Genomic DNA, 24995 nt, shown 5'->3' with positions numbered 1-24995 from the left:
TTACCATGATTCGATTGAACTTTGTAGCTATACTGATATCGTTAAAAAAATATCTAAGAAGCAAAGGTTTAAAAAAATGAACGGTTCAAATACTCCAAATCCACTCGGTGTATCAGTTGCAATGGGAGCTTTGGTTGTAATTACAAGTGCTGGCATCATTACCATCATGAGCCTCTTCTAGAGCAAAAAATTTTAAATTTAATAAAAAACTTTACAAAAACCCCTCCAATAATGAGAGGGGTTTTGGCATTTTGTAAAAATATGTTAAGGGACAAGGGATTGGGGGAAAAGGGAGTTTGTTTAAGTCCCACTAAAAGACATACCCAGCTTTTCCGACTTCAAGTCGGACAATGTTGGCAGGAACGACACCTGTAGGAGGTGGTAAAAACATTCCCCCATTCATCACAACATAGATGGCGGTGCGATCGCTTTGTGTTCGACCAAAAGCAACTGCTGTACTACCAATTACACCCTGTTCGGCTTGAGCAATGATAGTTGTACTACCATATTGTGTAATCTTCACCACGCTGTTATAAATGTGCGTTGCTCCGTAAAGATTGCCTTCCACGTCAAATGCAAAGTCATCAATATTGGTCTGCTCCACAAAGATTTCCGGCTCACCGGGTTCATTTGTCATGCCAATAGGAATCCGTAACAGCAACATTTTTTCCGTATTTGAAACGTAGAGGAAGTTACCAAAACGCTTCAAACCATTAGCAGCAGGAATGACATTTTCCGAATTGCTACGAGCTAGTAAAGAATGTTCTAGCCAGATGGCGCTACGGCGTTGGGTAACATCAATTAACCAAATTGCACCCCGATAAGAATCTGCCACTAAATACTGAGTGTCACCCATTGGAGTAATACCATTGAGAAATATCGCTTCTGGCAGTGTCAACAACGTTTCTGTCGTGCCATCTGCGGTAACTAGCGAAACCACTGGTATAGAATTAGCATTCCATCCAGTCACCACTAAACTCCCGTTACTAGTGAAGGCTAAACCACTGACTTTACCTTCAACACTGGCATGGATCTGCTGATTCCCATTTGCACTAATGCGAACAATTTTGCCAACCTCATGATTTGTGACAAATATTGTGCCATCTGGGGCGATCGCTAGATTTTCTAAGAAAGTATTGACTGGAAACGAGGTAATGATTTTGGCAGGAGCCAATTCAATCGGCGTCTGTGCGTAAATAAAGGGTAACAATACTGAATTTTCCATATAGATTTACCATTGTTATTGCATTAAGTTTTCACAACTTTTAGTTTTACTTTACTTATATGTTACAAATTAATCAAATTCAATAACGTAGTTCGATTAAGAACTTAGGCTAGTCAGCTAACTAAAATGCACCAAGCACGAAGCTCCGTCACGAAGCGTGCGGGGTGCTGACAAGTATCACCTCCACATATATTTAATTTCTATTGTGGTAGCGACAACATTGCTAAAATAAGATTTTATCGCTCTATCTTAAATTATTGGCATCAGAATTAATCACACGGGAAGCACTATCGAGACTGTCAATTCCCGTGCCGCCATTTTGAATTTCTGGAAAATCTTCTTTAAGATTCTGCATAAACTCTTTTAACTGAGTTTGCAGCCAGTTCTCATATAATTCATTCAGCAGACGTTGTTTTGTTGGTTCATCTAATTGTGCTGGTAAAAACTTTTCTAGCCGCACGATCGCAATCCAATCGCCTAGAGGTGTGGGTGGTAAAAGTTGACCGGGCTGAATGGATGATAGCATTTTTGCTAAAGCTGGATGGGGAACTCCTAACTCCACTGGACCGAGTATACCTCCTGTTTGTGCTTCGGGACCTTCTGAATATTCGCGAGCTAGTTCGCTAAACGATTGTTCTCCTTCTTGAATTCGGAAGTATAATTCTTGAGCGATACAAATGTCTTTCACCCGTATGAGGGAATAAACGACTCTATCTAACTTGACTTTGCGTTGGACAAAGTAAGATTGCAATTTATCTCCCCAAGTTGTTTTTTTGAAGGTTTCGAGTTTAACGTTACGGGTTACTTGATAATCGAGTTGTTTGCGGTCTAATCCACGGGCTTGCAACCAAGCTTCAAGATCGGCATCCGAATTCAGCTGTTGCTGTTGGTAAAACTGCTTATAAATCTGAGTTATTTCTTCTTGTGATAAGGAGATGTTGGAAATTGCCGATTCTACGACCATTTCTTGGACTAACTGTGGTAAAATTCCATACTGCTTGAGTATAGGAACAATGTTTGCTTTTGTAATTATTTGCGAACCTATTTGTAAAATTGGGGTCATAAACGTTAAAGTTCAACAATATCAAAAAAGTTCTAGATCGGCAAGTACCCTGTTTAGTAATTACACGTAGATAAAAAGTATAAAATATATACTTAATGATGGTATAACAAGAAACTTAGCTCTTCTAAAGTATTTTAATTGTATTTCTCATAGTTTACATACAAAACAGGTCAGATTCCTGACTTCTTCAAGAAATCGGGAATTTGAAGGCTCAGTAGAAAGGTAAAATTCTATTACAGCAATTTTCAGGTTAATAGACCACAATTTGTGGGGCGGGCGAGGACCCCCGCCCTCGAATGTACGGGCGGGGACGCCCGTTCCACAAGAGCATAGTATGGTTTATTTACTTGAAAACTGCTGTAAGCAGTCAAACCATCGGTAGGAGCGATGCCTTCGGTAAAGGCTAAAGCTGAATCGCTATGTTATCATTAGCTAAACCGTACTGCAGCCCAGCAAGTCCGACACGGGGGTCGAGATTGAGTGTTGTGCCTAACTCAAGCACGAGAATTTCGTTGTTATCGGGAGCAGAAGATCGCCCGCCGCCACCAGGGTAGTTGTTATCATTGGCAACGAGGATAGTTTTATTATCGAGTACCAATACATCTTCAATGGTTACGAAGGGGAAGGTAAACACGTTGCTGCCATCTTTATTCAAGTCCTGCGGATCTTGAACGTTGAGCAAATTAGCAATTTCCTCTTTGGCGATAAAGCCATTGGCATCTTTCTGAGAAAGGTCAACTTTGAAAATCTTCTTGAATTGTGCGGTAGCACCTTGACCGTTATCCCGTTCGATGACAAGATACTCGTTGTCGTTGACGACAGTGAAATCGCCGATGGCGTTGTTTGGGTTCTCCAATTGGTAGTAACCAGCAATACCATCATACTTATTCGACTGTAGATCGTATTTGTAAATTCTCAAAGAACCTACGGGATCGCCTACCACAGTTCCTTCAAGTAATGGGTATAAAGTGGTTTTACTGGGGTTAATGGCTAAACCTTCAAATCCTTTGGAACCACCAAGATTAGAAACAACTGTTTCGCCTACGTAGAGGTCGCGTACTGTATCGCCTGTTCCGGGGAAGTCGGTGAAGTAACCATCAACTCCTAGTTCGATAAACTGCTTGAACTCTTTTACTGGATCGCCGTTATAATCGGATGCTAAGAAAACGCTTTCGTTGCGGAAGGTGTAAGGATGCACCAACAACCCGGCGGTATGAGCGTCTTGAACTAAGGTTGTGGGATTACCCAAAACTCTATCTGCATCAGTAATTGTACTATCACCGTCAAGGTCATCTGGCTGACCGTCTCCATTGCGATCGACTGTTTGCGCCGGAACAATTAAACGTTTGTTAGGACCGATACCAGCCGCATAGTCATTGACAAAATCTAGCCCTGTTGGGGTTGTGAGGTCACCATAGGTACGGGCGTCGCCACTGACTGTAAAGTCATAGGGCTTTTCTGTAGCGTTACCATACAACTGAACGAGTGGTACGTCAATTCCTGCTTTGGGTAACAGGACATTATTCAGTTCTTGTAAATTGCTGACTTCAAAGGATTGGATGAATATTCGCTTGGGGTCGGTAAAGTTTTTGGCAACTAAGATATCGACTAATTCTTTACCTAAATTGGTATTGATGGGAGTGCCATCGATCCGTTTGCCTTCTGTGGCAAAATAGGTGGGGTGTTTGGTTTCGGGATAAATGCCTATCTTGCGTCCGGTTTCTTTTTCAACTTGCTGTACCAAGTCGATGACTTCTGTGAAGGTAGGAATCTTTAACCCATCATTGTTATATTTGGTTCCTCGCAAATCGGGTAAGCGTTCGATAGCATTGAGAGTTTTAATTTCTGCCAGGGTAAAATCTTCTGAGAACCAACCTCTGATAGTACGACCGTCAATAACTTTGGTGGTCAGGCGATCGGCAAACTCAGGATGTTGGTAAACGTCGGTGCTGGTGTCAGAAGTGTTAAGGGTACCATCAGCGTTGAGGATGGCAAGAGCGTTTTCGTGTCGGGCTATTAAAACTCCATCTTTGGTGGCGACTAGATCGGGTTCGATAAAATCAGCACCGAGTGCGATCGCTAATTTATACGATTCCAAAGTATGCTCTGGGCGCGATCCGCTTGCTCCTCTATGACCGATGACAATAGGAGCGCTCCCTGTGAGTGTATCAAACTCTGCCTTTCTGAGAACATCAGGATTATCGGGAGAACGGACAAAAACTGCGGTAATTTGGTCGCGAACTAAGTCAGCAGTACCCGGAAAATCACTGAAGAGAGCATCAACGCCAAGCTGATAGAACTGCCTGTACTCTAATTCTGGATTGCCGTTGTAATCAGATGCTAAATAACGTCCTTCGTTACGGAAGGTATAAGGATGTACCTGTAACCCTGCTGCATGGGCATCTTGTACTAGGGTTGTTGGTGGAGTGGTGACTTTATCAGCATCATTGATAACGCCATCACTGTTGAGGTCGTCTGGTTTACCATCTCTATCCTTATCTACTGTCTTCACTGAGACAATCATCCGCTTCCAAGGACCAATACCATCAGCATAAGTGGCAATTTCTTTCAAGCCTTCTGGAGTTCGTAGGTCTGCATAAGTCCGGGAATCGCCACTGACAACAAAATCATAAGGTTTGGTTTCAATCAAAGAACCATCATCTCTCACATCAGTTGCATCTAACAACTGAATCAAGGGAATATCTGTTTTCTGATTCAGTTCTTTGAGGTTGCTGGTTTCAAAGGATTGGATGAAAACTCGGCTGGGGTCGGTGAATCCAGTTTTTTCTAGAGTTGCCAACAAAGGTTCTTCTAGAGATAAACCAATGGAGTCATGGTAAGTGGGGTGTTTGGTTTCGGGATAAATACCAATTTTCTTCCCTGTTTGTGCTTCTACCTCTTTTACTAAATTGATGACTTCTTCTAAGGTAGGAATTTCAAACACTCCATTGAAGACTTGAGGGCGGAAGCTTTGAGGCATAATTGCCCGTAGAGTTTTGATTTCTGCTAGGGTAAAGTCTTCAGCCCAGAAACCTTCCTCTGTGACTCCATCAATCGCTTTGGTTTTTTTGCGATCGGCAAACTCAGCACGAGTTGAGACATCGGTTGTGGCTATCAAATTGGGTTCGTGGCGAGCAATCGGGACTCCATCTTTGGTGGAAACCAAGTCTGGTTCGATGAAGTCTGCACCTCGTTCAATGGCAAGTTTGTAAGCTTCGAGTGTGTGTTCTGGCAATTCACCGCTTGCACCTCGGTGTCCGATAACGAGAGGGGTTTGACCGTTCAGAGTGTTGAGTTTGACGCTGCTGTTCGGTGTGGCGATAGGAGCTTCAAGCAGTTTTCCCGTGCTGTCAAAATGCAGCAAGTAAGGACCCAATTCGTCACCGAGCCAAAGTGTGCCGTCTTTTGCTAGGACAAATGATTCTACATCAAAATCTGCACCCGTTAACAAGCGATCGCTCGTGCCTTGATTAACAATTTTAAAGGGGACGAGGTTATCTGGATCGGAGAGTTGGATGTAGTTCAGCACCTGAACGCTAGCATTACCTCCGTCTATACCTTGGAAGCTAGGGTCGAGGCGATAAATTCGTAACAGGTAATCAGCACTATTAGTTCTTGCACCAAAACCATTATCTGCTAAGAACCAGAAGGTATTTTGGTCGGCAAACTGTACACCACTAAAGCCCTGAACTGGTTGACTTGGGAATGGAATAGTTCTTCCATTGGTGCTTGTTAGAAGACTACCAGATGGAGGTCCCTCGGCAAATGTATCTGCGCTTAGAACTGCAAATCCCTTGAGTGTTACGTCTGCCATAATTTGTTCCTATTTTGTGAGACACACTAGGTCCTGAACCATGAATAAATAGAATATTCACAGCTGATGAAGGATTTTGGTTCCTTCATTTTTTAGGCTCTTTACGATCTCTGTAATTTCTTTATCCAAATTAAAATTGGATGGAGAAGATCGAGCCAGATTTTTGTATAGAAAGTCTTAAATAATACATTACGCACATTTAACCTCATAAAATGCGCGGAAGTTTGAGTTAAGCTTTCCGTACATTTCCATCCAACAGCTTGTAGGTTAAGGACAGTAAATCTTTAGATTAAGATTCAGTATTTTTTCTCAATCGGTATGCATTTAGGAAAATCATTTTCTCCGTTGAAATACCTAATAAGATTATTAAAGTAGGTTGGGTTGAGGAACGAAACCCAACATAATCAAGTTGTGCGGTACGATATACAACAGTTCGACGCAATAGCGATCGCATTTGGTAATTTAGAAGCTTGACGACTCGATTGGGTCAATTCAAGACTATTCTGGCAAATCTAAAATCCTTGCGCGATAAGGCTTAAGCCGTTAAGCCAGAGGCTTATCGCTATTGACACCAATAATTTGATTCTATGATACCCAACAATTCGATTAAATGTTGGGTTTCGTTCCTCAACCCAACCTACGTCAATCATTTCTAATTCTTTCGGGTGTTGCATTCTTTTTTTGAAAATGTTGGGTAGAGTTCCTCAAACGCCACTTCACTCAACGGGGGAAACCCCCGCACTTTTTGTGGCTGCCCAACCTACCAAATCATTACGCAACTTCTACGGTATTTTGGGTGGTTTTACAGGAATTCATCTAGATCGAATCCTTGGCTAATAAACATTTGAATTGTTAGCCCATTTTTACTGGCAACTTAGCGCACACTGCAAGAAAACCACTAATAAGTGGATGAGGTTTAGCAGGAGTTGACGAAGTTTGTGGCACGAACAAACTTGCTAAAAAGAACGGATGAGATGGTAACTCAAAGATACGAGGTTCACCATCTTGGTCTGTGCCAGAGATTTGCATCCCTGCCTCAATGAAAGCATCGCGATAAAGCGGATTGATTCCAAAGTGGCAAAAATATTCCTCGACGGCGGCGTTGTTCCCGTAGAGATTGTGAGCAAGACTATTGCGTTGGATCTTGTACTCTGTTAAAAGTTATTGTTCACAAGGCTGTCCCACATCGCCCTCAACGAGTTGAACCCAGAGTTCTTAAGCGTCGTCCCAAAGCTTATCCTTATATGAGGATGCCGCGACCCTTATTACGTCAAAAGTTAATGACCGCATAAGTCGTTGCATAGAGTTCATCATACTATTTAGATTGAAGTTCACAATTTTTCCCTTCTGCCCTCTGCCATCAGCAAGGCTGCCTTTTCTTCGCGCCATTCGCTTCATAGGCTCACCTTGTTGTAGTATATTGTAGTATGTTGTTTTGTCCTTGACGTTTCCATCACTCTACAGGCAGATTCAAAACTTATTTCTGACTATTGCGAGTGATTTGCTTCTAACCAATTCAATAAGTCCTCAATCACCGTAAAATCTAACAAAGCCTCACCAAGTGCTTCTAATTGTGTTACCGAGAGGGTTTGAATTCTTTCTCTGACTTCTTCTGGTAACGGTCATGTTCTGTATCAAACACCAACTGACACCCAACATCTGGGTTACTATTTTCCGTAGATGCTTGTTCGCTTAGCAAGTTACGGATACATTGGCGGTAGTATTCTATTCTCTCCATTCAATGACCTCCTCTTTACAACACTCGGCAGAAATACTCGCGGTACAAATGGCATCGAGGAAACACCTGATTTTCCTGTCGCTGCACTAATCCCATACTGTGCAACTTATAAATTTGCATTGAATCTAATTCCACTGGTTCATTTGAAGTCACTACCTTTTTTAGCGCCTCTTTTAAACCTTGAGCCTCTTCCGAGTGTAGCGTCTTTAAGTATCTTCGCAAATGGTTACTATAAATTCCAGCTTCTGTCGAAGCATCTTGTAATAACTGCTTTAGCGTCGCTTTTTTGGAACAGATTTCATACATTGCTAATCTCACCAAATGGGGATGTCCTCCCACTATCTTCATTAATTCCTCTACCTGGTCATCGTTCCAATCTAATTGATGAAGATGCGCTAACTCTTTGACCTGCTTGCGGTCAAATTCCTGCAACGCCACTGGTACCCCTGCATTAAAGGGAGATTGGTTCATGTCTAGGGGAATATACACTTCAGTAGAGTGTGCCATGACCAATCGTAGTTTTTTCCATTGCTCGGAAATTTTCCCTTTCTCGTGCCAACTTCGTAACATTCCGAAAAAGTCTTCAACAACTTCATGACAGGGGAAAATTCGATCCACTTCATCAAACCCTAAAACCAAGGGACAGTTTATTTCTGGCAGTAAATACTCCTCAAAGTACACTGTGCAGTTATCATTGCTACCTAAAATTTCTGTGTCCCAATAATCTTGTAACCGATTTTCTAACTTTAACTTCCGACCAACCATCAAACAAAGCCAACGTGTAAACTTATCTAAATTCAATAAAATGGCTCGTTCTACACTACTAAAATCCAAATATACTGTTTTATAATTCTGAGATTCTGCATAAGCCAGAATTCTAATTAGCAGTGAGGTTTTACCCATAAGCTTCGGCGCTTTAATCCGAATGAGGGAACCGGCTTTCATGAGCGTCTCATAACAGGTAGATTCAATACTATCTCGCTCTACATAATAGGGAGATTCTAAACAAACCGATCCCTCTGGAAATGGTAGCGACCCTGTTAACATCGATACTGACAGTTTTGTATTGATGTCGGGTAGTGGATCGAGTGTTGAAAACTGGTTTTTCCATGCTCTCTCTAGAGCACCTCTAAAGTTACTTTTTGTTACTTCTTCTGCTAGCGCCTTTGAAAGCTTCTGCCATAACTGAGGACCAATATCTCCCCTAAGATAGTTGACTGAAAGGTTGTACTGCTCTGCCATCTTTTCATAGGTCAGACCCTCCCAAGAGGCTTGAAGCACCTTCATTTCAATATCTTTCAAGTGTTCTCCAGAGTTGTTGACAGTAACTTGCTCGACAACCTGTTTGGCTTGTTTCCAGGTAAAGGTTGATTTTAAGTTCATGGACGCTCAGCAATCAAAAACACTTTTCAAAAAAATCCCATCACAGTTTTCTCTTTTATAAAGTATAGATTCATCCGCGTTCGTCTGCTATAGGCTGCGGTTTCATAACTTGACTATTGTACCCAATTGAAAGTCGCTATATTTTTATTGCGTTAGGAAATCTTTTTATCCTCACCCTCCACAAACGGGACACTCTAAAAGCTTATCTAAAACTTGATGTTGCATGGAGAGAGATGCCAAATTCAGAGTAATGAGTTTGCCTGTTAACTGTTGATGCTCTCCCCAAAGAATCCATTTTGCTGTTTCCAACGCTATCAAATTCAATCCTAGCTGAATGCTAGCTGAAATAACTGCAAAAGAAGAAGGTAATGATGGCGATATTCTTTGCCCAGTTCTAGTTTCTGCTTCACGCTGGTTTCGCAAATTTTGAGCAAGACATTCCCAACAACCAGTTTGACCCGGAACAAACAACGGTCCTAACCAAATTTCCGTACCAACGGGCTTAGCAAGCAGCCAAGGTTTTTTTGTTTTTTCTGCTTCTCGATTAAACTCGTCTAAACCCAGTTGCAAGTAATTATCGGTTAGAACAACTGTAAACTCTCCTCCCTCTCCTACCTGAATTGAAAGCGATTCCAAAGCCAGAATAAATGTCTCAACCCCCACTTTCCCGAAGCTAATCGCAGAAACTCTACTATTGTGTAGTTTGCGAATGGCATTTTCAGGTTCTACACCCAATGCTTTCCAGAATGCAGCAACTTGTGGAGGGAGAGTTTCTAAAGCTTCAGTCAAATATCCTTCGCTGTTCAAACGGACTAAGGCATTTTGAACTTCAAATAAGGAAACTTTTTCGTTTAAGTGCTCAACAATTTCGGGGACAGTATAACGACCATTTAAAAACGGAGCTAACAAAGCGTATAAACGACCACCAAGAGCGCATTGTCCTTTCTCGCTAAGAAGGTACACAAGATCGGGTTCTATCACTCTAACTTGATAATGAGGTTTAAACATTGGCTTATAAAACATAGCGCGATCGCCCCTCAATTTCAATAAATCGATGCCAACACTTTGTCAGTGGCGGCTCGAAAGGCGGTTGCTGCACCTGCACTCATATCACGCGGCGCACAGATTCGATTTCTCACATAGGCAAGGGTAATTGCTCCTACCGCAGAAGAAAACGGGTCGAGATTCTCTTTGCCACCCACTCGACCCCAAGGTAACAGGGTTCGATCGCCGTTCAGTAAGTACTCAGCGAGTAGCTTGAGGTGAAACTCGATCGCATCTTTGACGGCTGAGAGCTCGTCATTCACTGCTAGAGCTTGCACTCCGGAGTTTTTGATAATATCACCGATTGCAGCTTCTCGATTGTCACTGAGTCGTTCTGCTGCTTCTGCTCGATATTGAATTGTTTCACTCACAATTGGATCTAACGGCAAAGAATTTGCAATCGGTTCCAAGCCCCATTTCCGACGTAGAATGAGATTGAATGTTGCAGCATCTGTTTTAACGCGAGCAAAAGCAGGGCGATCGTTTAGGGCTGTAAACCAAGCATTGAGATTTGGAAATCGTGGATTGCCTTTGATGTGATAGTTCCGATACACAGGTAGACTTGCTGCTAATCGATCGAGAAGCGGAGCATATATAATGTCTGCTAAGCTAAACATACTGAGAAAGTAGGAACCTGGGTATTTTGCTAAGGTTTGCTCGAGTTCATCTAGCTTTGCTTCAAAGGATGCTTGTATAGTTGTTAACTCCTGCTCATCCGCAGAAGTTCCCATCAAGAACTTGAAGCCAATTCCCATAAATCCGTTTGTTTCGGCATCTTCAACGAACTGTCTTGCGATCGCATTTTCTTGAGGATCGCTTGGAAGCAGAGGCGAATCGCCAAATCGTGCTTCTAAAGCCAGCAGAATGTTCTTTGACTCATAAACCAACTCACCTTCGATTTTAGCAGCCGGAACTTGCGCTGTCGGAACGAGATCGGTGTACCATTTCGGCTTATTATTCAAATCAATGAACTCAGTTGCAAACGGAATTTCCTTTTCTTCTAGCGCGAACCAAACTCGCTCGCAGAAAGGACACCAAGAATGCGTGTCGCGATAGAGCAAAACAGGTGGTGGAGTTTCTGGAGACAGTTTATGCAGACTGCTTGGAATGGGTGCGGTAGAAGGGGATTGTCCGGGTCTACGCGCTCGTCGAACAGGAGTCTTATTTTGAGCCAGTTCTAACAGTCCATCCCAACTCAATGTAGTGTTCTCAACTGTCATCATTACCTCCGTTTGTAACAGTGTTCGCGATCAGCTTCGCTCAACGGCTTAAGCCGTTGAGTGAAGCTTTTGGTAAGCGATCGTGCAGTAACTTTTGTTGTATAGCTCAGCTTGAATATTAGTGTAGTGTATTGAATAAAGTTTCAATTGTCTATGGGAAAAAATAGGAGCAAAAAAACTACTCCTTTTTCGCTCTAAAATTACCAGTCTTTCTAGGATGGGCACTGCCCACCATTTACTATTGGTGGGTTGGTCTTTGTAGGATGGGCAGTGTCCACCATTTACTATGGTGTAGTATAGCTCTTCCTACGTGTTTAGGCAATCAAATGGCATCGAAGGGAGTAATCTATCAAAATGAAAAAAGGAGAAGCAAGGCGGGAGCAAGGTTTTTGCAGTTTGTAAGTTCTACTGATTTTTTCCTACTTTCTAATTCTGGTCGCCAATTTGTTTGGATAAAAATATCCTATTTTTACCCATTGTACTCTTGAAAACTAATGAAGAATATACTCTTGCCAGGAAAAAAGCAAATCGTTCTGATGATTGCATAATTGTTTAAAAGTTTCCCCTATATATAAAAAAGAATGAGCTTAAAGTCATTTTTGTAAGTAATTGGACATCATTAATTCCAATAATGTTTTTGATTTGCCCTATGCCCCTTGCCCGTTGCCCAACCTTGATGAGTATATCTATTTTAGTCCAGTTACTTAATGTGTTTATGTTTAAGGCATTGCCCTCATGAGGAGACTGTTTCAGAGATTTTCCCGGTTTATAGTAATTACTGTCACTGTTGCGATCGCAGTTACAAGTGGACATATTGTGTCAGCACAGGTCGCGACACCTCTACCTCTAGCTTCGCTTAAAAGCGTGTCAGTTCCAGAACCTGACAATCTTAGTGATTTCATTAAGGATAAAGTTGCAGCGATCGCTCTAGGAAAAGCTCTTTTCTGGGATATGCAACTAGGTAGCGACGGTTTGCAGTCCTGTGCGAGTTGCCACTTCCATGCAGGAACCGATAACAGAAGCAAAAATCAGATAAATCCCGGTTTTTTGCGTGTAAATACGGACGGTAGTCCAAACCCAGATACAACTTTCGATGTTGGTGGGGCACCGAACTACCAGCTAAAGCCAGAAGATTATCCATTCCACAAGCTGTCGAACCCGAACGATCCGACGACTGTTGTGGCTGACAGTAACGATGTCACCTCCTCTCAAGGAGTCTTCAATACTGAATTTGTTGCCGTCACACCAGGAAAGGCAGTGGATCGAGTCAAACCTTTACCAGATACGGTGTTTAATGTTGTTGGCACAAATGTACGTCGAGTCGAACCGCGCAACACTGCAACCACGATCGATGCAGTGTTTAACTTCCGTAACTTTTGGGATGGAAGCGCACAAAATATTTTCAATGGCGTGAATGCCTTCGGTTTAAGAGACCCCAATGCCGAGGTCGTAAAGGCAAACACCCCAAGTCAACTAGAATTCGTCAAAATTAGGCTCAAAAATTCGTCTTTAGCTTCCCAGGCTGTCGCTCCGCCGCTCAATTCCTTTGAGATATCTGCTAACGGTCGTACTTTCGAGGAAATCGGCGATAAGTTCGGCGCAATTGATAGAAAATCCCACAGCGCTGCTAAAGGGAAAAAGCTTCCGAGAAAACTGGGTAAAAAGTTACTTCCCCTTCGTCCATTAGGCAAACAAATCGTGCATCCAGAAGACAGCGTTTTAGGTGCCGAGAGTAGATGGCCCCAACCCGGTCTACAAACAGCTTCCTACGAACAATTAATTGCAAATGCCTTCAAGCCAGAGTGGTGGCAGTCCGATCGTTCGATCCAAGTTGACGCTAACGGTCAACGAACTTTTATCGCTCGACGAGACCGATCTGACGAAACGAAAGAATACACGCTAATGGAGTACAACTTCTCGCTACTGTTCGGGCTAGCAATTCAGATGTACGAGTCTACACTAGTCTCTGATGACACACCACTCGATCGCTTCTTGGACGGAGATACCACAGCCTTAACCGACCAACAACAGCGAGGGAAACAGCTGTTCGAGGGCAAAGCTGCTTGCCTCACCTGTCATCACGGAGCAGAACTCACTAGTGCTTCGGTTAACTTCGTTAGTAAACAACGAATCCAAAGTCTCAACCAAGTCTTCTTTGATAATGGCTTCTTCAATATTGGTGTCAGACCCAGTTTGGAAGACCCCGGTGTTGGAAGTAACGATCCATTCGGCAACCCACTTTCAGAGTCGCGACTGGCTCAGCAAGGTAAATTCGAGCAACTTCTCGGCGAAGCGCCAAACGTTACTGTCCCCTCAGACAGTAGAATATTGAATGACGGAGCTTTCAAGACGCCGGGACTGCGTAACGTAGAACTCACCGCCCCTTACTTCCACAACGGCGGGCAATTGACTCTGAAGCAAGTAGTAGAATTTTACAATCGTGGTGGTGATTTCCGTCAACAAAGCGCTCTAGCTCCACTAGGGTTAACGGAAGCCGAACAAGATGACTTAGTAGCTTTTCTGAAAGCGCTAACCGATGAGCGAGTCCGCCTGGAGAAAGCCCCTTTCGACCACCCGCAACTGTTTATTCCTAATGGTCATCCGGGCGACACTACCTCCGTTACTAATGACGGCACAGGAAAAGCCACAGATGATTTCCAGGAAATCCCCCCTGTTGGTCGTAACGGTGGCAACGGGACTCCAAATTTCTTAGAACTTCGGTAGTATTTATCCCCTTATGGGGATGAAAACTTCAGCGATCGCGGGCATTTTGCCCGCCCGATAGTATTTCTCATAAGTTAAGGATACAAGACATGATCCGAAGACTATGGTCATTTCGCGAGCGCTATCGCATTCTTCACTTAACCTGGTTTGCCTTCTTTCTCTCATTTGTCGTTTGGTTTAACATTGCTCCTCTTGCCACAACCATTCAACAGGATTTAAAGTTAACGACTGAGCAACTCAAAGTTTTGGCAATTTGCAATCTAGCCTTGACGATTCCAGCGCGAATTGTGGTTGGCATGATTCTCGATCGCTTTGGTCCTCGTCTTGTTTTCTCAGCCTTGCTCGTGTTGGCGCTCATACCCTGCTCGATTGCTGCAACCGCAACCAACTTCAACCAACTAGTCTGGAGCAGTTTAGCCACTGGGATTATGGGGGCTGGATTTGTAGTGGGAGTTCGCATGGTCGCAGAATGGTTCCCCTCCCAAGAGATTGGTTTTGCTCAAGGGATTTATGGAGGCTGGGGCAACTTTGGAGCCGCTGCTGCCCAATTTACATTACCTGCGATCGCAGTTGCCACAACTTTTTTATCAAATGGTGCTGTTAACTGGAGATTGGCAATTCTGTTGACTGGAATCGTTACCGCACTCTATGGTATAATCTACTTCTTTAGCGTTGAAGATACTCCACCCGGTAAAGTCTATCAGCGACCTCCGCGACATGGCGCGATGCTCGTCACGTCTGCTAGCAGCTTTTGGGCAATGATTGCGCTGGACTTGGGGATGTTGCTGTCATTGGGCTTGCTCACCTTTCCCCTCACACAGCTGCATATTCATTTTTTACAGGGTTGGCAAGAGCTATTGTGCTGGGTATTTCTGGCAAAATTATTCATCTTGCAAACATATAAGTCCTGGCACGTGAATCGAGAAGTCGTGGGTTCCTTAAACCCGTTCAACTCTGATTTTCTCAAAAGTAGTAAAACCTATCCGCCCGCACAACGCTATCAGTTTCGTCAAGTTGCTTTATTGAGCTTTACCTATCTAACCAATTTTGGCGCTCAGTTAGCCGTCTTCTCGATTCTACCAATGTTCTTTGAACAAACTTTTGCCCTAAATCGAGTTGCAGCAGGCATGGTTGCCGCTATTAGCTATCCCTTTTTGAACCTGATATCGCGACCGAGTGGGGGACTCATCTCCGATAAGTGCAGCCATCGTAAATGGACGATGACGCTGTTTTCTGTTGGTATTGGAGTCGGCTTTTTACTCATGAGCAGAATCAACAGTCATTGGTCTTTACCAATTGCGATCGGGGTGACGCTATTGTGTGCTTACTTTGTACAAGCGGGTGCAGGTGCCACCTTCAGCCTAGTGCCATTAATTAAGCGAGAAATTACGGGTCAGATTGCAGGTACTGTTGGGGCTTACGGCAATGTAGGAGGTGTAGTTTATTTAACAGTTTATAACTTCACAAATACTCAGACACTATTCTCAACAATGGGTATAATTGCGCTGCTCTGCGCTAGCCTCTGCGGATTCTTCCTCCAAGAACCCAATGATTCTTGTGCAGAGAACAATGCCACGGCGAAAGTGGAGCAGGGCTTTTGACTTTAATCGTGCCGACTGACTTTTGCCTTTAACCATCAATCCATCTGACATCGATTCAGTAATAAAGTTCTTCATTGATGAGGATTGTAAAGATTATGCTCAACTCAAAACCATCTAAGGCAGAAACTCAACCGTTGCAAACACTAACTCAATCAGACGGTGAAACAACAGAGCTTAATGCTGTGCTTAACGCTACACTTCGTACTGTCTGTGAAAGCATAAACTGGGATTATGGAGAAGCTTGGATTCCCAAACAGGATGGCACGATTTTAGAGCTGAGTTCAGCTTGGTACGTCAACCCTGCAAGAAGCATTGAGCAAGTGTCTAATTTACAGCAATTCCGGTTCTGTAGCGAAGCTTTTATCTTGTCTCCTGGTGTTGGTTTACCAGGGCGAGTTTGGTCATCACAGCAGCCCGAATGGATTCTAGATGCCTCGGCTCACTCAGAAACTTACTTTTTGCGACATTACATTGCGAAGGCGTTTGGTATCAAAACTGGATTGGGAGTGCCGCTCCTCGCGAACGCGCAGGTAATATCAGTGCTTGTCTTTTTTCGGTTGGACATCTGCGAACAAAATCCACGACTCATTAAACTAGCTATAGCAGCAGCACAGGTTGCCTTAAAAAACTGTTTCTAAAGAGGAGTATCCACTATGCACGAACTCACTCACTCAAAATCCCTACCAACTTTGTTGCTAGAGACACACAAAGGGAAACCCTATTGAAAAAGCCAAACGGGTGGTAGAAACCATAACTCAAGTGCTGAATATTGTTATTGAATGAAAGATGAAGGATGAAGTTTATCGAGCAGAGCGGATGACATTCCTTGCCTGCTGCAAAGTATCGCGTACTCGATTTATAGCGCTTTCCAACACGGCGGTCATTTGTTCGACCTCTGAGGTGTCTTTTCTTTCAATTGCCTCTCGCACACCGGGAAGGAATTTGGCACTATAACCAGTGTCATAACCAGGTGCATAAATTTGATGACGATACCAGGGGCGACGGGGCAATCCCTTTTCGTCTAGGAATGCTGATTCTGCTGCTATTAGTAAATCGTTCAATCGGGATATAGCTTTTCGGTTACGTTCTAAAGAGCGCTCTGTCATTTGTGCAAATTGGGCGGTTTCTGCATTCAGTTGACGAGCGGTCGTTTTTAGTTGACTATTAGCGGCGCGAATTCTATCTATGTCTACTGCAACACCCTGCTGTTGAGCCACGGAGGAAAGCCCGTCAATGTAGCTGTCAATTGCCTCTGAATAACTAGCGTAGTCAAATGGCAATAACCGTGCATTTGCCATCCGTAGTAGAAATAACGATACGAGTTCCGTTAGTTTTTGACCATAAGCAGCGCCAGGATCGCCATAATTCTTAAAAAACCAGTAACTGTCGTAGCGGGAATGATAGCTGCCATAATCACTAGCTCCTCCAAATCCAAAATCAAGGGAGGGAACGCCCAAGTGATGTAAAAACACCATGAAGTCACTACCTGCACCCAGTCCATCTAGAGGCACTTGAGGCATACCGTTAACAGTAACAAGATTTTTCTTCTGGGATTCCCGCCACGCCTCGAAAATACTCTTGTCACTATTTGGTATTTGCACTTCTTTTGTAATTTGATTGAGTAAAGGCTGGAGTGAAGCAACACCACTAGCATTAAAGTCGCCAGCAACATAAAACTCTCGGTTCAAGTAGACGACAACATTTCCCTTAAGCGCCTCTTGAAATTCTTCACCGTACTCAGTAGAGCCAATCATACCATACTCTTCTGCGTCCCAAGAAGCGATCGCTATTGACCGTTGCGGTCGATGTCCCTGCTTGGCAAGTTCGCCAATTGTCCGAGCGCTTTCTAGTAATGAAGAAGCACCAGCAATTGGGTCATTTGCGCCAAAGCCCCAAGCGTCTCGATGACTACCGGCCATGACAATCTTTTTTGGTTCTGTCCTTCCTCGGAGAATTCCAATAACATTCACTATCGAGCGTACAGACCAATCTGACTGCAACTGCATTCTGACGCGAGCTTGTCCGGAACCAATAGAGTAAGTAATTGGCAAACCTCCCTGCCATTTTTTTGGCACGACTTCACCACCCAAATTTTTCAGGATTGGTAGAGCATCACTGTAAGAAATTGGCAAAACGGGAATTTTCTCAAGCGTCACTGCTTTTGATAAGGGAAGGCGCTCGACTCCCGGCTTAGAAGGTTGCATCGGTGTAAGTGGATCGCCTGGATAATTAGGTATATCTAAGACAGAACCTATCTGTACCCCAAATTCCGAGCGCCATTTTCCTTTAGGAAACACTTCACCTTTGACATAACCATCGTCTGCGGGGTCTGAATATAACAAACATCCAACAGCGCCACGTTCAGCCGCCAATCTTGATTTGACGCCACGCCAACTACGACCATAACGAGCAATAACTATCTTACCCTTCACTGAAATCCCCATGAAATCGAGTACCGCATAATCCTCAGATAGTCCGTAATTCACATAAACCACTGGTGCTGTGACATCGCCATCAGCTGCATAAGCATTGAACGGTGGTAATAAAGCTCGATCGTATGAGTCCGGATCGGTTGGGATTGACGGTTCAATTAACTTCAACTTATATGACTCTGGTTGAAGCAGCGTTACAGAGCGCTCGATCGGACGTGGTAGCAACACCTCGTAGCGGTTGAATACGACTTCATCGAAACCATACTCTCGCAATCGCTGAGCGTAGTATTGGGCTGCCTTTATATTGGTATCAGTTCCAGCTTCATGAGATCTGGATGTCAAAGCGCGAACGTGTGTTTCTATCCGTTGGGCTACTGGCTTACCAATAAGTTGTTCGAGTGTCTGCTTCTGTACAGAGGCGGTAGTTAAACCAGGAACGTTTTTTCCTTGCACCTGTTGGATTGCTGTTATAACGATTACTAGGCAGGAAAGCAAAAGGATACTACCAAAACGAAAAGTATGTTTTATTTTAGAACTTAATTGTTTCCACATAAGAGTAATATGTATGACTCCTATTTGATTTTTAAACTACACATAGGCTGGCTTTAGCCCTACCTACAGTACTTATCGCTTTTCTCTTTTATGACTATCACTGATGCAATACTTGTCGGGTTTTGCCTTTTTTCCTCCCCTGCAAACCTTGCTAGATAAGTAGTAGGGTGGGCAGAAAACAAGATACAAGCTACAGTTCAAAAAGCAATAAGCCCTGCAAACCTTGCTAGATACGTAGTAGGGTGGGCAGTGCCCACCATTAGCTGTTGGTGGGCACTGCCCACCCTACTTAACCAAGCAGTATCGATCGCTGATGTATATCTGAAACCAATTTTGCTAACAATACGTTAAAATTTCTATGGCTCAAGAATGATGCATTCATAACCAGCTTTACCCAACTTATAAGCACAAGCCATTCCCGCTAAGTCTGCACCAAGAATAATAACGTGCTTACCCTCTAATTAGCCAGCACAAGAAGGGCTAAGTAGATTGTAAATTTAAGTGGGCAAATTGAAGTCAGATCGGTGGCTCAACCTCAACTCTTCATGTCTCTACAATATTGAATAGAATTTCGACTGTCTATAGGAAAAAATAGGAACCAAAAAGCTACTCCCCTGCTGATTTTTTCCTACTTCCTAATTATTTTAGCAATTTGTTGAGGTGAAGATATCCTATTTTTACCCATTGAACTCTTGCTAATTCATGAGGAATATAGTGACTAAAAGAAAGACGCAACAAGCTGAAATAGCTTGTCGCATAAGTCTCAAAATAACTATATTCATGGAGAATTACTAGTACTAAAGTTGTGAATAGCCGCTATTGTGTTCTACTCGACTTAAAAATTCATCCAATACTTGCAGAAATGTTTCTGTTTCTTCCAAATGAGGCATATGCGAACTGTTTTCAAAGAGTACCCACTCCGAACCAGAAATACCAAGATTTAATTTTTCTACACAAGCTGGGGTTACTTCATCATACTTACCAGAAAGTAACAGTGTCGGTACGGAAATTTCACTCAAACGATTTTCAACATTCCAGTCGATGATTTTGCCAGTACCTCGAAACTCTGTACCTACTTTGCTGTAAGCTGTAGTCAAACAACTAGGCCAAGGGTCTAAGCGACAGAGAAAACAATGGTTAAAAACTTCTATTGCCTGTTTGTATTCTGTATCTTGGGTTGTCCCTGCGGTTTCATGTTTGCGAATAGTCTCTTGGATATCTGCTGGTAAATCGTTCATCAAGTTATAAGCTTCAGTCACAAATTGCTGAATATTGGCTGGCGTATTAGCCAAAATTAAACTGGCTAGACCAGTTGCTTGAGAAAGGGTATGTTCTAGTACCAAACAACCACCCCATGATTGTCCAAAAAGATGGATTTGCTTTAAGTTTAAAGCACTGCGAATGGCTAACAGTTCATCTTTAAATAAATTAATGGAATAGAAATTTTCGTTCTTTGGGCGATCGCTATTTCCACATCCGAGTTGATCGTAGAAAATAACTTGCCTTCCGGTGTGAGCGAGTGCTTCTAATGGTTCTAGGTAATCGTGAGGTACTCCCGGTCCTCCATGAAGACACAGCAGAGGTAGTTTGCCTAATTCTTCTTGGTTCGGTTTAACAATACGATACCACACTCGATAATCGCGAAACGAGATAAAACCTTCAACGGCAGAAGTTGATGACTGTTGATTCATACACTGACCAGCTTATTAGCAATAGTATTTACAATAACTTAAACTTAGATGGAATTCAGGCACTTGTACTGCAAAAAATGGCACAAAAAGAGTTGGTAAATCCCAATGCACTCGAACGGAACCTACAAATAAGTGCTCACCCTCTAGGGTTGCAGTCTTTGTTAACGAGTCAAATTGATACACATTTTACAACGCAACCTTTTCTATAGCGGTTTTCACTTGAATGAAGTACAGATTTATCTGCGTTCGTCTGCTACAGGCTGCGGTTCCATAACTTTTTTAATGTATTGCACCCAATTAAAAACCGCTATATTTCAGGAAGTTGAAAAAGGTGGTAGGGTAATTATTAAAAGTCCGCTAAATGTCAATGCGTAAGTTCTAGGATCGAATCAAACTTATATTTTTTGGAACAAATATCTTTTTGCTAAATCTTTTGAAGACAGCGCTTATGACAAAAGTCAACTTAAACTTTGAGTATCAAGTGGGAGGGAGTCTTGAAAGCGGTGCTCCTAGCTATGTGACACGACAAGCCGATTCAGAATTTTATGAAGCCTTAAAAACAGGTCAGTTGTGTTATGTCTTGAATTCGCGACAAATGGGTAAGTCTAGCTTGCGAGTGCGGACAATGCAAAGGCTGCAAGCAGAAGGAACGATTTGTGTTTTTATTGACTTAACGGGTATAGGAAAGCAGGATGTGACTCCATCCAAGTGGTATGCAGGTTTTGTTCAATCTTTGGTAAGTAGCTGCCAACTACACTCAAAAATTCAATGGCGGACTTGGTGGCGAGAGCGACTAGATTTACTTTCTCCAGTGCAGTGCTTAAGCCAATTCATTGATGAAGTACTTTTAGTAGAAGTGAAGCAAAATATTGTTATTTTTGTTGATGAAATCGACCGGGTTTTAAGTCAAAATTTTTCACTGGATGATTTTTTTGCTTTAATTCGATTTTTCTTTCAACAGCGACAGGTACATCCTGAATACAGGCGCTTAACGTTTGCGCTATTAGGGGTAGCAACTCCTGGCGATCTCATTCGAGATAAAACTCAAACACCTTTCAACATTGGGAGGGCGATCGAACTACATGGTTTTCAGCCTCATGAAGTTCAGCCGTTAGTCGAGGGATTGAAAGGAAAAATTAGTAACCCCAAAGCAGTGATCGAGGAGATACTGGATTGGACAGGTGGTCAACCCTTTCTCACACAAAAGCTGTGTCAGTTAATGGTCTTTGAATCAGCAATTAAGAATTCCCCATCGGTTGAGCAAGTGGTCAGAACGCGGCTTATTGAGAATTGGGAATCCCAGGATGAGCCGGAGCATTTACGGACTATTCGCGATCGCATCTGTTACAGGAATGAGCAACACACAGGTCGGTTACTAGGACTATACCAGCAAATTTTACAGCAGGGAGAAGCGATCGCTGATGGCAGCCCAGAACAAATTGAATTGCGACTGTCAGGGTTAGTAGTCGAGCGCCAGGGTAAACTCAAGGTCTATAACCGCATTTATGAAACTGTATTTAACAAAAGTTGGGTCGAGCGTAAATTAACCGAGTTACGACCTTATGCACAAGCGCTTGCAGACTGGTTAGCTTCAAATTACCAGGATGAGTCATATTTGTTGCAAGGGCAAAACTTACAAGATGCTTTAACTTGGGCATTAGGCAAAAGCCTCAAGGATTTGGATTATCAATTTTTAGTCGCTAGCCAAGATTTAGCCAAACGTCAAGCTCAAATGGCGTTAGCAACGTTAGCACAAGCTGGTCAAATACTAGCAGTGGCAAGGCAAAAAGCTAAGCGAGAAGTTCTCAAACTACGAATTAAACGGCGTTGGGTATCATTAATTGCTGTGTGTGCTAGCTTACTTGTTATGCTACTGCATTTTTGTGGGCTTTTACAAAGATCCGAGTGGGATATGCTCGATCGGTTTTTTCGCTGGCGTCCTTTAGAATCGATAGAGAAACGTGTTGCTATTGTTACTATTGATGAAGCGGATATTACTAAGGTGGGAAAGTGGCCTATATCCGATCGAGTTTTAGCTCGAGCAATTAACAATATCATTGCCCAAAAACCTAGAACAATTGGTCTGGACATTTATCGAGATTTACCTGTAGAACCGGGACACAGGGATTTAGTTAACTTGTTTAAATCAACTCCTAACTTATATGGTATCGAGAAAGTTGTAGGAAATGCTGTCAATACCATTGCACCTCCTCTCGGTCTTAGTCAAGAAAGAGTAGGTTTCGCCGATCAAGTATTAGATGCAGATGGTAAGGTACGTCGTGCTTTGTTGTCAATAAGCCTTTCCGATAAAGACGTGCGTTACAGCTTGGCATTCAAGTTAGCACGGCATTATCTGGAGGTTCAAAGGATAACTCCAAAAGCGATCGATAGCAATCCCCAACGCCAACAGATGCGGTGGGGTCAAGCAGTTTTTGAGCGCTTTGAAGGAAATCAGGGCGGTTACGTTCGTGCTGATTCTGGAGGTTATCAAACATTACTGAATTTTCGAGGCGATCGGGAAAGTTTTGTCACATTATCTTTAACAAGTGTATTGGAAAGTCAAGTCCCCCCTAATAGTTTCCGCGATCGCTTGGTTCTTATTGGCACTACTGCTGAAAGCATCAAAGATTTATTTTATACGCCTTACAGCAATGCTCTGTTTGGTTCCCCTCAACTCATGACAGGAGTAACCCTTCATGCCAACATTGTCAGTCAAATCATTAGCTCTGTTCTTGATGGCAGATCTTTGCTTCGCGTTTGGTACGAGCCAATAGAATGGATGTGGATCGTAGCTTGCGCAGTGTTAGGAGCAACGGTTAGCTGGCGGATCGGTTCTGTCATCGCGAGCGCTATTGTTATAGCCCTTACCAGTGTTGGGCTAGTGGGGATTTGTTTCCTAGCCTTTTTATTAGGCTGGTGGATACCTATCGTTTCCTCACTGCTAGCGCTTTTAGGATCGGCAGTTGCGTTGTTGCTTGTTACTATCAAGCAACTTGAGAAACTTCAATTCCGTAGAACTTTATCACTGCTTTTGGAAGTTTGTCAAGAACATCCCATTGAGGGGCTAATTGCTATTGAATACCTTAAGCAATCAGAAAGTTGGGACAATCAAGTTTTCATTGAGCGTCATCTTATTGACGCTCACCTGTCTAAACAAATTTTTGAATAAACTCATACATCAAATCGACTCTACCCTTTCGTAACATGGCTGGATCGAGTCTTTCTGTTGTATTGCAAGTCATTAGAATCACCAACCGCTGCTGTATTTGAATGCCTGAATCTTCAATCACGCTTTGATATAACGTGCCATCTAATAAACTCAAAATGTGTTCTGTATTATTACTGTATTGGGCAACTTCACTTGCGCGATCTTGTGCCAAATTATCAGCTTCATTAATGATAATACAAATTTTTTCTAAGTATGTTGGAGGAACAAAGTTAGCGATCGCATCACGATCCAATATAAAAATGACATACCCTAAAGGCATCAGAATTTCTTTTGCCACTGCTTGCGTCCAAGCTGTTTTCCCCGTTCCCGGTTCTCCATGTACCAAAACAGCTAGCTGATTTTGGTTAAGAACGGCTTGCTGTACTGTATCGGTAAAGCTTTGAATACCGTCGGGAAAGCTACGAATGAGAAATTGGCTGTGAACTTTACCGACACGGCTTTGATACCCACTGAGCATGACTGCCAAATCGTAAGTTGCTTTATTAATCAGTGGTGCTAAATTTTTTGCCATGAGAGTATATTGTCGCCTCCCGCGATCGTAAGCATCGATTTGCAACCAAACATCGTGCTTGCTCCAGTAGGCATAAACCGTGTTAACAACGTCCAAGCGTTCCCAATTGACAAACTTTTCTGTAGGAAAATAAAAGTCTCGTTCTAAATAATGCTGCGTAATAATATCCGGACATTTTAATAAATCTAAAACCCGCAATACAGTAATTTCCTGAAGCCGGTTCAAAACGTAATCAATAGGTATGCTATTGCGACTGACAAAATGAACAATAGGCGTTTCCGTACTGAGGACATCTTTATAACGATGATCCGGTGTGAGGGGATCGGGTGTAATATAGTTCCAAAATTTTTCTACCTCGTAACGTGTATTATCAGAAACAACGTTTAATAAATTAGCCCACCAAGTATAATTATTTCTTCCTAAAATCTCAGCAACGCTACTTGCCAGATTCAAACTTTTTTGAGTCAGTTCTTTCGTATCGTTATACAATAGATGCCCAACAAACTCCCAGTCCAACTCTCTGTGAAAGGGTCGCCACCCACTTTCCAGTAAACTTTGACGATTGCTATTAATGGAACCGCCTTCACGGTGTCTGTAGTAATCAAAATCCATGATTTTCAATAATGCTGCAGTGTTAATATTATGTCTTTTTTTATATGAGAGCTTGGTAGGAGTGACTGTTATAGATGTTTGGCTTTGTATATACAAACTTGCATGGCGTTATTTTTACCTCAGAATTTTGTAACATTGTATCTATATATAACACTA

At 42.7% G+C, this 24995-nt stretch carries 17 protein-coding genes and 1 pseudogene; 5 read left to right on the top strand and 13 right to left on the bottom strand.

Annotated elements, in window-relative coordinates:
* Positions 1–310: 310 nt before the first annotated feature.
* From ACKTT2_RS14485 to ACKTT2_RS14445, 9 genes and pseudogenes are all read right to left on the bottom strand, one after another.
* On the bottom strand, positions 311–1225 hold the full coding sequence (locus ACKTT2_RS14485; protein WP_407887967.1) for an SMP-30/gluconolactonase/LRE family protein: 915 nt from the start codon (positions 1223–1225) through the stop codon (positions 311–313).
* A 244-nt stretch (positions 1226–1469) separates the two neighbouring features.
* The gene (locus ACKTT2_RS14480) at positions 1470–2288 is read right to left on the bottom strand and encodes a foldase protein PrsA (protein ID WP_407887965.1); all 819 of its coding nucleotides are present in this window, start codon (positions 2286–2288) and stop codon (positions 1470–1472) included.
* A gap of 403 nt (positions 2289–2691) precedes the next feature.
* Positions 2692–6102 carry a glycerophosphodiester phosphodiesterase family protein gene (locus tag ACKTT2_RS14475; protein ID WP_407887963.1) on the bottom strand — a complete coding sequence of 1137 codons (3411 nt, stop codon included), beginning with the start codon at positions 6100–6102 and terminating at the stop codon, positions 2692–2694.
* An 852-nt stretch (positions 6103–6954) separates the two neighbouring features.
* Positions 6955–7131, bottom strand: coding sequence for a hypothetical protein (locus tag ACKTT2_RS14470; RefSeq protein WP_407887961.1), 177 nt, complete (start codon positions 7129–7131; stop codon positions 6955–6957).
* A 458-nt stretch (positions 7132–7589) separates the two neighbouring features.
* Positions 7590–7721, bottom strand: a pseudogene (locus tag ACKTT2_RS14465) (DUF4351 domain-containing protein); the annotation flags it as partial.
* A complete protein-coding gene (locus ACKTT2_RS14460) occupies positions 7679–7840 on the bottom strand; it encodes an element excision factor XisI family protein (protein ID WP_407887959.1) in 162 nt (53 codons plus the stop codon). The gene ACKTT2_RS14460 and the pseudogene ACKTT2_RS14465, both read right to left, overlap by 43 nt.
* Positions 7841–7855: 15 nt before the next feature.
* Positions 7856–9223 (bottom strand): AAA-like domain-containing protein, encoded by a 1368-nt coding sequence (locus ACKTT2_RS14455; protein ID WP_407887957.1) that lies wholly within the window; start codon positions 9221–9223, stop codon positions 7856–7858.
* A 171-nt stretch (positions 9224–9394) separates the two neighbouring features.
* Complete coding sequence (locus ACKTT2_RS14450) at positions 9395–10246, bottom strand: TOMM precursor leader peptide-binding protein (protein WP_407887955.1); 852 nt, start codon at positions 10244–10246, stop codon at positions 9395–9397.
* Positions 10247–10266: 20 nt separating this feature from the next.
* Positions 10267–11487: a glutathione S-transferase family protein gene (locus ACKTT2_RS14445; RefSeq protein WP_407887988.1), complete on the bottom strand. Its 1221-nt coding sequence runs from the start codon at positions 11485–11487 to the stop codon at positions 10267–10269.
* Between the two features lie 735 nt (positions 11488–12222).
* On the opposite strand from ACKTT2_RS14445, the gene ACKTT2_RS14440 reads away from it, so the two are divergent.
* The 3 genes from ACKTT2_RS14440 (at position 12223) to ACKTT2_RS14430 (ending at position 16450) form a co-directional block, all read left to right on the top strand.
* Positions 12223–14211 (top strand): cytochrome-c peroxidase, encoded by a 1989-nt coding sequence (locus tag ACKTT2_RS14440; RefSeq protein ID WP_407887953.1) that lies wholly within the window; start codon positions 12223–12225, stop codon positions 14209–14211.
* Positions 14212–14300: 89 nt separating this feature from the next.
* The gene (locus ACKTT2_RS14435) at positions 14301–15812 is read left to right on the top strand and encodes a NarK family nitrate/nitrite MFS transporter (protein WP_407887951.1); all 1512 of its coding nucleotides are present in this window, start codon (positions 14301–14303) and stop codon (positions 15810–15812) included.
* A 95-nt stretch (positions 15813–15907) separates the two neighbouring features.
* Positions 15908–16450: a GAF domain-containing protein gene (locus tag ACKTT2_RS14430; RefSeq protein WP_407887948.1), complete on the top strand. Its 543-nt coding sequence runs from the start codon at positions 15908–15910 to the stop codon at positions 16448–16450.
* 162 nt (positions 16451–16612) lie between these two features.
* Here ACKTT2_RS14430 and ACKTT2_RS14425 read toward each other — a convergent pair whose 3' ends face one another.
* The 3 genes from ACKTT2_RS14425 to ACKTT2_RS14415 form a co-directional block, all read right to left on the bottom strand.
* Positions 16613–18697 carry a transferrin receptor-like dimerization domain-containing protein gene (locus ACKTT2_RS14425; protein ID WP_407887946.1) on the bottom strand — a complete coding sequence of 695 codons (2085 nt, stop codon included), beginning with the start codon at positions 18695–18697 and terminating at the stop codon, positions 16613–16615.
* Between the two features lie 455 nt (positions 18698–19152).
* Complete coding sequence (locus tag ACKTT2_RS14420) at positions 19153–19236, bottom strand: NAD(P)-binding protein (protein ID WP_407887986.1); 84 nt, start codon at positions 19234–19236, stop codon at positions 19153–19155.
* Positions 19237–19593: 357 nt separating this feature from the next.
* Positions 19594–20487, bottom strand: a complete 894-nt coding sequence (locus ACKTT2_RS14415) for a proline iminopeptidase-family hydrolase (protein WP_407887944.1) — start codon at positions 20485–20487, stop codon at positions 19594–19596.
* On the opposite strand from ACKTT2_RS14415, the gene ACKTT2_RS14410 reads away from it, so the two are divergent.
* Both ACKTT2_RS14410 and ACKTT2_RS14405 read left to right on the top strand, forming a co-directional pair.
* On the top strand, positions 20472–20696 hold the full coding sequence (locus tag ACKTT2_RS14410; RefSeq protein WP_407887942.1) for a hypothetical protein: 225 nt from the start codon (positions 20472–20474) through the stop codon (positions 20694–20696). The two genes, ACKTT2_RS14415 and ACKTT2_RS14410, sit on opposite strands and share 16 nt — an antisense overlap.
* Before the next feature lie 239 nt (positions 20697–20935).
* Positions 20936–23656: a CHASE2 domain-containing protein gene (locus ACKTT2_RS14405; RefSeq protein WP_407887940.1), complete on the top strand. Its 2721-nt coding sequence runs from the start codon at positions 20936–20938 to the stop codon at positions 23654–23656.
* Here ACKTT2_RS14405 and ACKTT2_RS14400 read toward each other — a convergent pair.
* The gene (locus ACKTT2_RS14400) at positions 23637–24839 is read right to left on the bottom strand and encodes an AAA family ATPase (protein ID WP_407887938.1); all 1203 of its coding nucleotides are present in this window, start codon (positions 24837–24839) and stop codon (positions 23637–23639) included. The two genes, ACKTT2_RS14405 and ACKTT2_RS14400, sit on opposite strands and share 20 nt — an antisense overlap.
* Positions 24840–24995 lie beyond the last annotated feature (156 nt).

The sequence above is a fragment of the Scytonema hankhaensis NUACC26 genome, assembly GCF_045865695.1.
In the GTDB taxonomy this organism is placed as follows: domain Bacteria; phylum Cyanobacteriota; class Cyanobacteriia; order Cyanobacteriales; family Nostocaceae; genus Scytonema.
Note: the sequence above shows the minus strand (reverse complement) of the source record. Positions and strands in the feature narration are given on the sequence as shown.